The 14,140-nt window shown below is 47.4% G+C and carries 12 protein-coding genes and 1 other annotated feature; of the genes, 4 read left to right on the top strand and 8 right to left on the bottom strand.

The features are described 5' to 3' along the window. Nucleotides 1–82 precede the first annotated feature (82 nt). Nucleotides 83–214, top strand: coding sequence for a hypothetical protein (locus JJQ88_RS21575; RefSeq protein WP_282597707.1), 132 nt, complete (start codon nucleotides 83–85; stop codon nucleotides 212–214). Between the two features lie 585 nt (nucleotides 215–799). Here JJQ88_RS21575 and JJQ88_RS14365 read toward each other — a convergent pair. Continuing rightward, nucleotides 800–2,095: a bifunctional folylpolyglutamate synthase/dihydrofolate synthase gene (locus JJQ88_RS14365; protein ID WP_210366737.1), complete on the bottom strand. Its 1,296-nt coding sequence runs from the start codon at nucleotides 2,093–2,095 to the stop codon at nucleotides 800–802. A 116-nt stretch (nucleotides 2,096–2,211) separates the two neighbouring features. Between JJQ88_RS14365 and JJQ88_RS14360 the strand changes: the two genes are divergently transcribed. Both JJQ88_RS14360 and JJQ88_RS14355 read left to right on the top strand, forming a co-directional pair. Then, on the top strand, nucleotides 2,212–3,129 hold the full coding sequence (locus JJQ88_RS14360) for an ATP-grasp domain-containing protein (RefSeq protein ID WP_210366736.1): 918 nt from the start codon (nucleotides 2,212–2,214) through the stop codon (nucleotides 3,127–3,129). Continuing rightward, complete coding sequence (locus JJQ88_RS14355) at nucleotides 3,122–3,994, top strand: ATP-grasp domain-containing protein (protein ID WP_210366735.1); 873 nt, start codon at nucleotides 3,122–3,124, stop codon at nucleotides 3,992–3,994. The genes JJQ88_RS14360 and JJQ88_RS14355 overlap by 8 nt, the downstream gene beginning before the upstream one ends. Before the next feature lie 26 nt (nucleotides 3,995–4,020). Here JJQ88_RS14355 and JJQ88_RS14350 read toward each other — a convergent pair whose 3' ends face one another. Continuing rightward, the gene (locus JJQ88_RS14350) at nucleotides 4,021–6,660 is read right to left on the bottom strand and encodes a valine--tRNA ligase (protein WP_210366734.1); all 2,640 of its coding nucleotides are present in this window, start codon (nucleotides 6,658–6,660) and stop codon (nucleotides 4,021–4,023) included. Nucleotides 6,661–6,706: 46 nt separating this feature from the next. Beyond that, nucleotides 6,707–6,953: a binding site (T-box leader), on the bottom strand. A gap of 178 nt (nucleotides 6,954–7,131) precedes the next feature. Between JJQ88_RS14350 and JJQ88_RS14345 the strand changes: the two genes are divergently transcribed. Further along, the gene (locus JJQ88_RS14345) at nucleotides 7,132–7,323 is read left to right on the top strand and encodes a hypothetical protein (protein ID WP_210366733.1); all 192 of its coding nucleotides are present in this window, start codon (nucleotides 7,132–7,134) and stop codon (nucleotides 7,321–7,323) included. 18 nt (nucleotides 7,324–7,341) lie between these two features. Here JJQ88_RS14345 and ysxE read toward each other — a convergent pair whose 3' ends face one another. The 6 genes from ysxE to hemC all read right to left on the bottom strand — a co-directional run bounded on the left by ysxE (nucleotide 7,342) and on the right by hemC (nucleotide 14,133). Further along, complete coding sequence (ysxE, locus tag JJQ88_RS14340) at nucleotides 7,342–8,385, bottom strand: spore coat protein YsxE (RefSeq protein WP_210366732.1); 1,044 nt, start codon at nucleotides 8,383–8,385, stop codon at nucleotides 7,342–7,344. Between the two features lie 110 nt (nucleotides 8,386–8,495). Then, entirely contained in the window at nucleotides 8,496–9,692 is a 1,197-nt protein-coding gene (gene spoVID / locus JJQ88_RS14335; protein WP_210366731.1) for a stage VI sporulation protein D, read from the bottom strand. Nucleotides 9,693–9,907: 215 nt separating this feature from the next. Next, complete coding sequence (gene hemL, locus JJQ88_RS14330; RefSeq protein ID WP_210366730.1) at nucleotides 9,908–11,197, bottom strand: glutamate-1-semialdehyde 2,1-aminomutase; 1,290 nt, start codon at nucleotides 11,195–11,197, stop codon at nucleotides 9,908–9,910. Nucleotides 11,198–11,429: 232 nt separating this feature from the next. Then, nucleotides 11,430–12,410, bottom strand: a complete 981-nt coding sequence (hemB, locus tag JJQ88_RS14325; RefSeq protein WP_210366729.1) for a porphobilinogen synthase — start codon at nucleotides 12,408–12,410, stop codon at nucleotides 11,430–11,432. 17 nt (nucleotides 12,411–12,427) lie between these two features. Next, entirely contained in the window at nucleotides 12,428–13,201 is a 774-nt protein-coding gene (locus JJQ88_RS14320; RefSeq protein ID WP_210366728.1) for a uroporphyrinogen-III synthase, read from the bottom strand. After that, nucleotides 13,198–14,133 (bottom strand): hydroxymethylbilane synthase, encoded by a 936-nt coding sequence (hemC, locus tag JJQ88_RS14315; RefSeq protein ID WP_210366727.1) that lies wholly within the window; start codon nucleotides 14,131–14,133, stop codon nucleotides 13,198–13,200. The genes JJQ88_RS14320 and hemC overlap by 4 nt, the downstream gene beginning before the upstream one ends. Between the last annotated feature and the right edge of the window lie 7 nt (nucleotides 14,134–14,140).

Below are 14,140 nucleotides of genomic sequence, written 5' to 3'. Positions count from 1 at the left end.
GGGCAAATAGACTGTTGGCTGAACAATGGAGCGGCCGGAAAGGATCGCTCCGGCAGAGAAAGAGAGCAGCAGGATAATGAGAATGGACTGCCAGAGCGGGACAATCGATACTCCGAGCAGCCCAATCATCCCGTTCGCAAAGGATAGAATGGTGAAGATGTTCTTCTCTCTTATTGACAGGCCAATGGAAGAACGTGGATCATCCCTGCTGTGATTATCCCTGCCAAAAGCAAAATCAATCCTTTTTCCATGCTCCTCTCCACTTGAAGAATCATTTTTTCAAAAAAGTTTCCCTTTGTGATCATCTGCACTTTTTCACAATTTTTCCTTTATTTTATACTAATTATACTAGATATTAAAGAGAAAAAGATATTTTTATAGGTCTAAAGTTTCATAACACCTTCGCTTTTCGGCTCTGAAAGGGGTATGTCATTAGGGCGGTTTCAAAATTTTCGTTGCGTTTTAAGCAATCAATCGCTTTCCATGGAACCCGATTGTAAGTCTCCCTCAGCGGTAACGCCCATCCCGACGCTCCAGCTGACGTCTGTCCACTCTCTCTCCTGCATTCTGTCTGCTTTCAAACCAACGATCCTAACAACTTTTAGAAATGAACATCCCCCAAAAAAGCGATCCCTGGTCTGCTGGTATGACGAAGGCTAACCAGTTAAGGTTAGCCCCATTGATATATTCTGTTACAGACTTCTGTTTTGTTCCAGCATACAACGCCCGTTTGGTTTAAATGATTCCAGATTTCATCCAGCGATTGCAGCATGGTAAACCGCTTGTGGAAATAGGGATGTCAGGAAGGCCGCAGCATATTTATCTGTGCCAGAAGCTGTTTTACCTCCGCGATGAAATACAGTGAGCCCGTTATCACAAAAATATCATCCGCCGTTAATCTCTCAATGATGTAAGGAAGAGTTTCCACAAGGTCGGCTGCAACGGATTTATCTTCGTGATGGCAAAGATCCGCAAGAACAGCGGCCTTTGCTGCCCTTGGAAACTCGAAATCTGCGAACGCGATTTCTTCTGCAAGAGGTTCCAGCAAGCCGATCATCTCTCCCGCTTCCTTATCCCTCAAAGCTCCAAACAAGAACTTGACCTTCCTGCCCGGAAAATCTGTTCTCAATGTATCTGCCAGGCTGGAAACCGCATCGGGATTATGGGCGCCATCAAGAATGATTGTGGGGTTTTTCGAAAAAATTTCATACCTCCCCGGCCAATGTGTTTTCTTTAAGCCGTTCCTGATGTGAGACACCTCGATACCAAAACCATAGTGATTTTTCAGCACCTCTGCGGCCATGACCGCAAGTGCTGCATTGTCGGTTTGATGCCCCCCCTTCAGCCCGGCAACCAGCCTCCTGTATTGTGCGGCACTCGTTTTGACTGTAAAGCTGTTTCCTTCTTCCGCGAGGATGAAAAAATCTTCATCTACAATATGGATCGCGGACTGCTGCTGATTCGCATAACCTTTGATGGCTGCCAGCGCTTCCATACCCCGGACACCGATGACGCTCGGCCTATCCTTCTTGATGATGCCTGCCTTTTGGAGGGCAATCTTTCCTACCGTATCTCCAAGAAATGCGGTATGCTCCAAACTGATATTCGTAATTATCGAAATGAGTGATTGCAGGACATTGGTCGAGTCGGTCAGCCCACCCATTCCCGCTTCGAAAAGAACTATATCTTGCTTATTCGACCAAGAAAAATATACGATGGCCAGCACGGTCAGCAGTTCGAAATCGGTCAACTGACTGATTTCTTCTTTTTTTGCTGACAGCAGCAATTCCTGGATCGCTATTTCAAGCCCTTCCCCGCCAATCGGCCCATCTACAGTTGAAATCTGGTCAGTGACATCCTTTATATAAGGCGATGTGAAGGTACCGACCGAATAGCCAGCTTCTGCAAGAATCATTTTTAAAAACTGGAGGGTCGAACCTTTTCCATTTGTCCCGGCGATATGCACCGCTTTTAAATCATATTGTGGATTTCCGATGCTTTCCAGGAAGCCCTCAATCCGCCCCAGTCCTAAATGGATTTCGCTGCTCGTCCGCAGCCCGAATTTATTTTTGTAAAAGTCGAAGCCCTTAATCATGCCAATTGCCCTCTCTCTTATTGTCACAACAATTTATTATCGCTAAAATAATATTATAAACGAACGATCCGCAGGTGGGAACAACCTTACCTGCCAGAGTTGCGAAGGAGTAAAGAATGGACAATCAAAAGCTTTCATGCTGGGTGATTTACAATGGCAGCCTTACATCCCCAAAGTTCATCGACCAGGCAGAAATGATCAGGCAAAGCGCAACAACGAGGAACATAGATTGCAGGACTGTAAAGAATTATCAACTGACGATGGAAATCGCAGAGGGAGACCTGGCCCTCGGGGGATCCTTAGCGGATAGCAAGCCGGATTTTGTCGTTTTTTTGGACAAGGACATCCTGCTTGGCAGACAACTCGAGAAACTGGGCATCCCGGTTTACAATCCGATTGAATCCATCGAGCGGTGCGACAATAAAGCAATCATGTACCAGACACTCGCAAACAATAGCATCCCGATCCCGGACACAATCATTGCCCCGAAGGTTTACAAAGGATTCGAAATCAATGATAAGCAGTATTACGAATACGTCATAAGCCGGCTCGGATTTCCGTTGGTCATCAAGGAAGTCCATGGGTCCTTCGGTATGAAGGTATACTTGATCCACAATGAAAAAGAGTTTTATGGAAAAATCAATGAACTGTCAGGCATCTCATTTCTGTTCCAGAAATTCATCGCTTCGAGCTACGGGCGCGATCTTCGTATCAACGTTGTCGGCGACCGCGCAGTCGCGGCGATGTACAGGCATTCCGAGACGGATTTCCGGGCGAATGTGACGAATGGAGGCAAAATGAAAGCCTATGAGCCGACAAAGGAACAAATCGAATTAGCAGTCAAATGCACCAAAATCATGGGCACTTATTTTACCGGCATAGATATCCTGTTTGGCGAAAACGATGAACCGGTCATCTGCGAGGTCAATTCAAATGCCCACCTTCGGAATATTTACGATTGTACCGGCGTCTGGGTGGCGGATGATATGATCGATTTCATCATCGCGGATTTGGAGGAGCAGAGGCATGGCTGAACTGCATGGCTGGCTCGTCTATAAACAGAAAGATGCGGAGGTAAACAGGGGCTTCATCATGATGCTGACGGAAGCGGCGGCAGCAATCAATCTTTCCCTCCAGCTTATTTATGAAGAAGATTTGAGTATCGGAATTTCTGGCGGCCTGGCGGCTATCCAGCATCCCATCTACGATAGCAGGAACCTGGATTTCGTGCTCATGCGTACCATCAATCAGCTGTTGACAAAACAGTTTGAAGCGGCGGGGATCCGATGCTTCAACAGCTCAAGCGTCGCCTCCCTCTGCAATGACAAAGCACAGTCCTACCAGTATGTATCACGCCTTGGAATAGAGATGCTCGATTCGTGGTTCATAACCAGCCGAACCTTCAATCCGGAAAAGATTCCCTTCTGCCGCTTCCCGATGGTATTGAAACAAAGCGATGGACGCGGGGGCAAGGAAGTGTATCTCGTTCATTCTACCGAGGAGATTGAAGAGATCCTGATGCAGTATCCTCACAAACAATTCGTCCTCCAGCAATTTGCCGAACAGCCTGGAAAAGATTTGAGAGTATTTGTGCTCGGCGGGGAGATCATTGGTGCTGTGATGAGGACATCGGCAACCTCATTCAAAGCAAATTACACATTAGGAGGCAAGGTAGCGCCCTATGTCCTTTTTCCGGAAGAAGCGGAGATTGTTCATCGGATTTCGGCTCCGCTGAAAGCAGATTTCATAGGCATTGATTTCCTGCTGAACAGCAGCGGCCAATTGGTTTTCAATGAAATCGAAGATGTAGTGGGCTGCCGGTCTCTCTATTCGACTACTGATGTCGATGCGGCTGCTTTGTATATGGGACATATAAAAAAGACATTGAAAAAGGGGTAGCACCTTCCAGGTGCCACCCCTTTATTCTATCCTCTTAACTCCCGGATCCGCGCTTCGACAGCCGAGCGTTTTTCCGTATAATCCTTTTCCTTTGCCCGCTCCTCTTCAATGACTTTCTCCGGTGCTTTCTTGACAAAGCCTTCATTCGCGAGTTTCTTCTGGACACGTTCTACTTCTTTATCGAGCTTCTCTTTTTCTTTTTGAAGGCGGGCGACCTCTTCTTCGATATTGATCAAGCCTTCAAGTGGCATAATGATTTCAACCCCTGTAGCCACTGCGGTCATCGCTTTTTCTGGAGCATTTACATCATTCCCGATCGTCAACTCGTCTGGATTGCAGAAGCGGACAATGAAGCCGCGGTTCTTTTCCAGCATGCGAAGTGTCTTTTCATCCTTGGCCTTCAGGAACATATCAACCTTCTTGCTGAGAGGAGTATTGACTTCTGAGCGGATGTTCCTTACTGAACGGATGATTTCGACCAGCAGCTTCATGTCTTCCGCTGCCTGGTTGTCGGATAGCTCAGGATCGACCTTCGGCCAGTTGGCATTGGTGATCGACTCGCCTTCATGAGGGAGGTTCTGCCAAATTTCCTCAGTGATGAATGGCATGAATGGATGGAGCAGGCGCATCGTGTTATCAAGGACGTATGCCAGGATCGACCTTGTCGTCTTCTTCGCCGCCTCATCTTCCCCATATAGCGGAAGTTTCGCCATTTCAATATACCAATCGCAGAATTCATCCCAGATGAAGTTATACAGCACCCTGCCGACTTCACCGAATTCATAACGGTCTGACAGCCTTGTCACGGTTTCGATCGTTTCATTCAACCTCGTCAGGATCCATTTGTCAGCTACGGACTTTTCGCCGCTCAAGTCGATTTCTTCATACTTCAATCCATTCATATTCATAAGGGCGAAACGTGATGCATTCCAGATTTTATTGGCAAAGTTCCATGTCGCTTCCACCTTTTCCGTACTGTAACGGAGGTCCTGGCCGGGCGAGCTCCCTGTTGTCAGGAAAAAGCGGAGCGAGTCTGCTCCATATTGACTGATAACATCCATCGGATCGACTCCGTTGCCCAGTGATTTACTCATCTTCCTTCCATCCTCGGCACGTACAAGTCCGTGGATCAGGACATCCTTGAATGGGCGCTTTCCAGTGAATTCAAGACCCTGGAAAATCATCCGGGAAACCCAGAAAAAGATAATGTCATAGCCTGTCACGAGAGCATCGGTTGGATAATGCCTCTTATAATCCGCAGCGCCTTCATCTGGCCAGCCCATTGTCGAGAATGGCCAAAGAGCCGAGCTGAACCATGTATCAAGAACATCTTTGTCCTGCTCCCAATTCTCGATGTCTTCAGGCGGCTCATGGTCAACATACACTTCGCCGGTTTCCTTATGGTACCATGCAGGGATCCTGTGTCCCCACCAAAGCTGGCGGGAGATGCACCAGTCCCGGATATTTTCCATCCAGCGGAGATACGTGTTCTCGAACCTCTCAGGAACAAAGTTAACCTTCTCTTCAGAGTTTTGGAGAGCGATTGCCTGGTCAGCCAGCGGCTGCATCCTGACGAACCACTGAGTTGACAAGTATGGCTCAACGACAGCGCCGCTCCGCTCAGAATGGCCGACAGAGTGCATATGCTCTTCGATTTTGAACAATATCCCCTGCTCCTGCAGGTCCTTGATGATCTGCTTCCGGCAGTCAAATCGGTCCATATCCTGATATTTGCCGGCATTCTGATTCATCGTGCCGTCCTCATTCATGACAAGCACTCTTTCAAGGTTGTGGCGATTGCCGATTTCAAAGTCATTCGGATCATGGGCTGGAGTGATTTTGACAGCGCCGGACCCAAATTCCATATCAACATAATCATCACCGACAATCGGGATTTCCCGGCCGACGATTGGCAGGATGACAGTTTTGCCGATTAGGTGTTTGTAGCGCCCATCTTCTGGATGGACAGCGACTGCGGTATCGCCAAGCATCGTTTCCGGACGGGTTGTCGCAATTTCGATGTGCCCTGAACCGTCCGCAAGCGGGTACCTCATGTGATAAAATGCGCCCTGGACATCTTTATGGATAACCTCGATGTCCGACAACGCCGTTTTCGTCGCAGGATCCCAGTTGATGATGTACTCACCGCGATATATCAGGCCTTTACGGTATAAAGTGACGAATACTTCCCTGACAGCCTTTGAAAGTCCATCATCGAGCGTGAATCGCTCACGGCTGTAATCTAGACCGAGTCCAAGCTTTGCCCATTGGTCGCGGATATGCTGCGCATATTCTCCCTTCCACTTCCAGGTTTCTTCCATGAACTTCTCCCTGCCAAGATCATACCGGCTCTTCCCTTCGTTGCGGAGCTTTTCCTCAACCTTCGCCTGTGTCGCAATTCCCGCATGGTCCATTCCTGGAAGCCAGAGAACATCGTATCCCTGCATCCGCTTCATACGCGTGAGGATGTCCTGAAGCGATGTATCCCAGGCGTGGCCAAGATGGAGCTTCCCTGTCACGTTTGGCGGGGGAATGACAATGGTATATGGCTGTTTCTGCTCTTCACCCTTCGCCTCGAAAAACTTCCCCTTAATCCACCAATCATAGCGGCCTTGTTCAATCGAAGACGGATCGTATTTCGTTGGCATAGACAAATTCTCTTCCATCGTGTTTCCTCCTGTCAGAAATTAAAATAAAAAACTCCACTCGCCATAAAAGGACGAATGGAGTTTGTTCGCGGTACCACCTTTTTTTCCAGCATGCACTTGATTGGATGTACTGTGCTGGCTCTTAATGGATAACGGCTCTGCGCCGTCCCCTGTTAAAAGGAATGATCATTCCGTTAGCAGGAGAAGCTCAAGGGCGACCTTCCATTGTCCAGCCTGGAAAACCTCGCAGCAAATGGTTCCCCTCTCTTGAAGCCGGATGATAATGTACTCTTCCCTTTCAATGCTTTTGGATATCATGTTCATATATATTAGTTATACTACCGAATAAAGGTGATTGTCGTCAATCATGTTATCCTATTTTTCATGATTTTATACTTTTTGCCGTATGGATGTCATTTTATCGCACGTTTTGGGCATTTCACTCATAGGATAAAACAAGGGAATACTTGATTGTTCGGAGGGATGGCAATGAAGCGGCGGTATAATCGGTATACACTCCCAAGGTGGGCACGGAGCGTTAAGGGAATCTGTGAGCAATTGATCATTCCTTTTGCCGTATTCCAGGGACTGCGCACGTTATTTTTTCCGACGACGTTTGATGTTTTTTTATTGACGGTCTTTATCCTGATTGCCTTGGCAATCCATTTTGAAGTCATTTAAGGAGCCCCGGGCATACGTTCAGCTCTGGGCTCCTTCTTGCTGTTCCTTTGCCTGCTGCCTCTGTCTTTCCGTTTCATCTATCTTCGTTACGACATACGCTGTGTTGCTTGAGAGCCAATATTGACGCTGAAGCTTTTGGACAAACTTCCTTTCATCCACTCCCTTCCTGCGCTGATGGTAGGTTTTCGCAACCCGGATCAGCCCTGAAGGAAAGGCAAGGTAGCCCAGGAATAATTCCATCTCATCCGGCCTGAATGGGAAGTATTTGAAATACGTATAAACCCAGTCGACACAATCATCCGCTTTCTTCGGCATCGTTTTTAAAGACCTTGCCAGGAATGGCAGTAAATCCTGGATTGGCGAACCCTGTCTTGCATCCTCGAAATTGATGAAATACCCATAGCCTCTTTCATCATATATGAAATGCTCATTGGACAACTTGCCATGCAGGATGACAGTCCTGGATTTTTTTTGGTCCTTCGTCTTTTCATACCAGCTTTCAAGCTTCTGGCGGGCGAAAAACATCGCCTGGCGGATTTGGCTGTAATACAGACAGAAGGTCAGCTCAAATGGGGACATATACACCTTGTCTTCGCAGCTTTCAATGAACCCCTGCAAAAATTCCTCTTCTTTTTCCCACTCCTTTACCGTCTGTTCATAGTGTTCCTTCTTCATGGCTGGATCAACCTCAAGCTCTTTTGCCGATAAAGTATGCATCCTTGCCAATTCACGGAATAACTGTTTATGCCTTTCTGATTGTTCTTCTTTTATCTCATTTGGCAGCCACGGCATTAAATAAAAAAGAGATCGATCATGAAGGACTGCATACCTGCCATCATTGGTCGGGTATACAGGTACGATCCGGTTGTATCCTTTTTGGTACAGATATTGGATTTGCTTGATGAATTCCGTTCCTTCATAGGGATGGATTTTCTTTAATGCAAATATTCCTGATTTTGTGTAAATCTTTTTGATTTTCCCATAATCCTCCGCAAAGTAGGGTTCAATCGGGTAATGTTTCAGAACAGGAGAAGCATCCTTCAATAACTTGCGGTCCCCCACGGTCTATCACCTACATTCAAAAAGTCTCCGAAAAATGAAGTGGAGCAGGCGATGGACACCTGCCCTGATAAAAACGGCTACCGCCAGGCATTCGTTATGTTTCCTTTTTGTCACTTTACCTGTACGGCAGTTCCAGGTACATATAGGACCTGCCCTTCACTTACTTCATGATCAAGGCTTAAGTTATTTACTTTTAGCAGCTGTTGGACAGACACATCATAACGTTCGGAGATTAGCTGGATTGTATCGCCCTGCTGGACGATGCAGACCCTGATTTTGGCCACATCGGCTGCCTCATCTTTTCTTGCCAAAAACTCTGCAATCGAAATGCCTTTTTTCATATTCGGCTTTTTCTTTTTCATCACTTCATCCGAGGATGAAGAGCTTTCCTCAGCCACTTCCTGGATTTCCGCATCAGGACTCCCTTCCTCTTGCTCCTGAGGCTTTTCCTTGCCGGCTCCGCCTGCTGGTCCCTGTTCCTCCACTTTTTCCGGAGATTCCATCTCACTCCGGAAATCACTGGATGCATATTCTGGAACACTCTGCAGTTCTTCTTCTGGCTGGATCAAAGATTCATGTTTCTTTTCCTCTGCTCCCGTTTTCTTAGCTTCAGCCCTGAACGGCACATAAAGATCGGATTCGTTTTTCTCTTCCTCTTCTTCATGCTCCATTGACTCTTTTTGGGTCACAAAAGAAAATGCAGGAGCTTCGGGAAAATCAAAAACCTGCTCCGTTTCTTCAGCTGGTTCATCTACAAGACCATCCGCTTCATCACGATAGGTGATATGCAAATCTTCCTCAGTGCCGTCAATGCGATCCACTGTATCCTTATGGTTGCCTTCCGCGGAGTCCTCCTCCTGCTCCGCTTCATGCTGCTGTTCACCATACAGGCCGGTAATCGCTAGGTCGGCGGTCAGCTTCAGCCGGACCTTTTCCGGGAAGTCATAATCAAATGCTTCAACATTGATATCGATGTCATAAATGCTCTCGATCCTGTTTCTTGGAATGGTAATATCGATGGGAAAGCGATGGACGAATTCGCAGACTCCGTCTTCCCTCTCCATGACCGAATGGACATATTTAAGAGCAGTGATCCCGTCTTCCTCTCCTTCCTGCTGCTGGGCAGAGCATGTATATTCCCCGGTTAATTCAAGCGAGCCAAGAAGGGACACATACTGCTCGTTTTCCTGAATGGTTATATTGGGATCAAGTGAAATCGACACAAGTTCAGCGACTTCCTGTCCTCTTTGAAACCATACCGATTCTTCCAATGAAAATCGCAGGCACGATTGATTTCCCTGAGACAAAGCGACTCCTCCTTTCATTCCTTACACGTAAAATCACTATGTCATTAAACTCTATGACATGGGATTGGCTTTTATGATAATTTACATCGGCTCCTCAATGAAATTACTTTTAATGAAAATCCATTCCAGGCAGCGTTCGCGCCTGTACCGGAGTGTTCCTGACCATCCCGTAAAAAAGGCACTTTCCGCAAGGAAAATGCCTTAGGTTTACACTATTATTTTCGCAGTTTCGAGAAAGCTCTTTCAGCCGCTTCGACCGTCTTTTGCAAATCTTCATCCGTATGGGCAGTGGAGAGGAACAATCCTTCGAACTGGGAAGGTGGAAGGAATACTCCTTCGCTTGCCATTTCACGGTAATATTCAGCAAAGAATTCAAGATTCGATGTTTTTGCAGCCTCATAGTTGATGACATTTTCATTTGTGAAGAAAATACCGATCATGGAGCCTGCGCGGTTGATAGTATGCGGGATTCCATATTTTTCGGCAGCTGCTTTCAGCCCCGCTTCAAGAATATCCGCTTTCCTCTCGAATTCCTTGTACGTGTCAGGAGTCAGCTGCTTCAATGTCTCAAGGCCGGCAGTCATCGCCAGGGGATTTCCTGATAGTGTCCCAGCCTGGTAGATCGGTCCGCTTGGAGCGATTTGCTCCATGATTTCCCTCTTGCCGCCATAAGCGCCGACTGGAAGCCCTCCGCCAATGACTTTGCCAAGGCAGGTAAGGTCCGGTGTAACATTGAAATATCCCTGGGCACATTCATAGCCTACGCGGAATCCTGTCATGACCTCATCAAAAATCAGGACAGTGCCGTATTCGCTTGTGATTTCACGCAAGCCCTCGAGGAAGCCTTCAACAGGAGGGACTACGCCCATATTGCCGGCAACCGGTTCAACGATTACACCAGCGATGTCATTCCCATATTGTTTAAACGCGTGCTTGACGCTCTCAAGGTCATTGTAAGGAACTGTAATCGTGTTTTTGGCAACCCCTTCTGGAACGCCTGGACTATCCGGCAAACCGAGTGTGGCGACCCCGGACCCTGCCTTGATCAGCAGCGAGTCACCGTGGCCATGGTAGCAGCCTTCGAACTTGAGAATCTTGTTCCTTCCAGTATAGCCCCTCGCCAGTCGCAACGCACTCATCGTCGCCTCTGTCCCTGAAGAGACCATCCTTACCATCTCGATTGATGGTACACGCTCGATGACAATCCTGGCAAGCTCGTTTTCCACAGTTGTCGGAGCGCCGAAGCTTGTTCCCAGTTCAGCCACTTTCTTGATGCTTTCCACTACTCTGTCGTTTGTATGGCCGAGGATTAGCGGTCCCCATGACAGAACATAATCAATATATTCATTGCCGTCAATATCATAGATTTTGGATCCCTTCCCTCTTTCCATGAAGATCGGGTCCATGTTGACAGATTTAAAAGCTCGGACAGGACTGTTGACGCCCCCAGGCAAAAGCTCCTTCGCTTCCTTGAAAGCTTCAATCGATTTATTGTAAGAACGCATGTAAATCCCTCATTTCTGCTTGATTAAAGGGTGAAGACGGCCATATTGGAATGGCCTTGATGGATTTGCCAGTTGATTCCATCATGGATTCCGCTATCCGCGGGTTGATCAGCGGACAGCCTGGCGTATGATGTACCATCGCTGGCTGTCTTGATATCCTTTTCACCAGAATGCGTGCACTTTCGTTCCTATCAATGCCACTGGCAAAATGAAAAATGATTTTATTCCTGAATTATTGATCCTTCAGCCAGCGAGCTGCGTCTTTTGCATGATAAGTGATGATCAAGTCAGCCCCGGCACGTTTCATTCCTGTGAGCATTTCCATCACAATGCCCTTTTCATCGATCCAGCCATTCTGGGCTGCTGCCTTGACCATTGAGTACTCGCCGCTGACATTATAGGTGACGACAGGCAGGTTGAAATAATTTTTAACATCACGGACGATGTCAAGGTATGGCATACCTGGTTTGATAATGAGGAAATCCGCTCCCTCCGTTACATCTGATTCAGCTTCGCGCATAGCTTCAATCCGATTCGCAGGGTCCATCTGGTATGACTTTCGGTCACCGAATTGCGGGGTGCTTTCTGCTGCTTCACGAAATGGGCCGTAGAAGGCGGAAGAATATTTCACGGCATAAGACATGATCGGTACATCGTGGAAACCTGCTTCATCCAATGCCGTGCGGATTGCAGCAACGAATCCATCCATCATGTTCGATGGAGCGATGATATCGGCCCCGGCCTTTGCCTGGCTAACTGCTGTTTTACCAAGCAATTCGAGCGACTCATCGTTCAGGATCTTTCCATCCTGGATGACGCCGCAATGTCCATGGCTTGTATACTCGCATAGGCAGGTATCAGCGATAACGATCAGTTCTGGGAAATTCTTTTTGATCTGGCGCGTTGCTTCCTGGACGATTCCATGATCATGATAAGCCTGGCAGCCGACCTCGTCTTTTTCATTCGGAACGCCAAATAGAAGCACAGATTTGATGCCAAGCGATTGTACTTCTGCAATTTCATCGTCCAGCAAATCAAGCGAAAGATTGTAGACTCCTGGCATGGAAGTGACTTCTTTTTTAACATTTTCCCCTTCAACAATGAATAAAGGATAGATCAAATCCTCGGTGCGTAAGTAGTTTTCTCGGACAAGCGCACGCATATTCGCAGACTGGCGAAGGCGTCGGTGCCGTTTGAATTCAAGGTGTTTCATTTATTTCCCCTCCTAATTCAGGAAACTTTTCTTAAGTACTCGATGATGCTCTTTAACATATCTTCCACTGTATATTTTTCGGGAACGGCATGGACAGTCAATCCCCATTCCTCTGCCTTTTGCTTCGACACAGGGCCGATACAGGCGACAATGGAATCCTCGATCCGTGGCTGCAGCCCATTCTGCTGCACGATTCCCATGAAATGGTCAATCGTTGAAGGGCTTGTAAAAGTAAGTATATCAAGACTTCGGTTTGTGAGCATCTGAATCAGCTTGGCACGGCTTTCCTCAGGCAAGTAGGTTTCATAGATCACAAGCTCATCGACCGCAGCGCCGATTTTCTTCAATGAAGCAGCAATGTATTCCCTGGCAAGGTTCCCTTTCGGAATCAGGATGCGTTCCCCTTCCTTTACCAGCGGAGCAAAGTCTTCGATAAAGCCCTCTGCAACATAGCAGCCAGGGGTAAAACGGACCTTTTCTCCTTTCTTTTCCAGCACCTGTCTTGTTTTTTCTCCAATCACCGCGATTTTCGGCAGGTTGACGGGCTCGCTGAAAAAAGAATAAAAGGTTTCAACAGTTACATTGCTTGTAAAGATAATCCAATCATAGGTATGTAAACGTTTTAAAATATTCTGCAGTTCTTCAGTTGCTGCAACTGGCTTAAAGGCAATTAGAGGAATTTCCACCGGAATCCCTCCATACTTGACTACAAGGTCGGAAAAGGACTTTGCATGTCCTTTTCCTCTTGGCACCATCACAAGTTTATTTTGCAGCGGGAGATCCGGGGTCATTCTGCTTCAAGCTCCTGCTTGACCCTGTCGATCAAGTCTTTCGCACCTTTGCTGATCAGCTTTTCAGCGGCATGGATGCCGAGCTGTTCAGGGTCAGTTCCCTTGACTTGTTCCTTTAAAATGGTCTTGCCATCGGGCGAGCCGACAAGCGCAGTTAAGATGATCTCTTCCTGGCCATTCAAATAGGCATAGCCAGCTATCGGGACCTGGCAGCCTCCTTCCATCTTATGGAGGAAAGCGCGTTCCGCCCGGACAGCGTTACTTGTTTCTTTTGAAGTGAACTTTTCAAGCAGCTCTAGAAGCTCATTATCATCTCCGCGGCATTCAATGGCAAGCGCTCCTTGCCCCACAGCAGGTACACAAATTTCCGGGTCGATGAATTCTGTTACTGTATCGCTTGCCCAGCCCATCCGTTTTAATCCTGCGGCAGCAAGGATGATAGCATCGTATCCCTCTGTTTCAAGCTTTGAAATCCTCGTATCGATGTTGCCGCGAATCCATTTCATCTCAAGGTCCGGCCGCTTGGCCAGAAGCTGTGAGCTCCTGCGGAGGCTGCTCGTACCAACAACGGCTCCCTCCTTCAGCTCACTGAACGGGATATTGCCATTTGATATCAGGACATCTCGATGGTCTTCCCTTGCCGGGATCGAACCAATCACAAGTCCTTCGGGCAGCTCTGCCGGCATGTCCTTCATGCTGTGGACAGCCATATCGATTTCCTTGTTGAACATTGCCTGCTCGATTTCTTTTACAAACAACCCTTTTCCGCCTACCTTTGAGAGGGTTACGTCTAATATCTTGTCGCCCTTCGTGACGATTTCCTTCACTTCGAATTCAAAAGGAGCGCCCAGTTTCTTTAACTGGTCGATCACCCAGTTTGTTTGTGTCAATGCTAATTTGCTCCGTCTGGAACCTACGATAATCTTTCTCATGACAGCC

Source organism: Bacillus sp. REN3 (genome assembly GCF_017912555.1).
GTDB lineage: Bacteria > Bacillota > Bacilli > Bacillales > Cytobacillaceae > Mesobacillus.
Note: the sequence above shows the minus strand (reverse complement) of the source record. Positions and strands in the feature narration are given on the sequence as shown.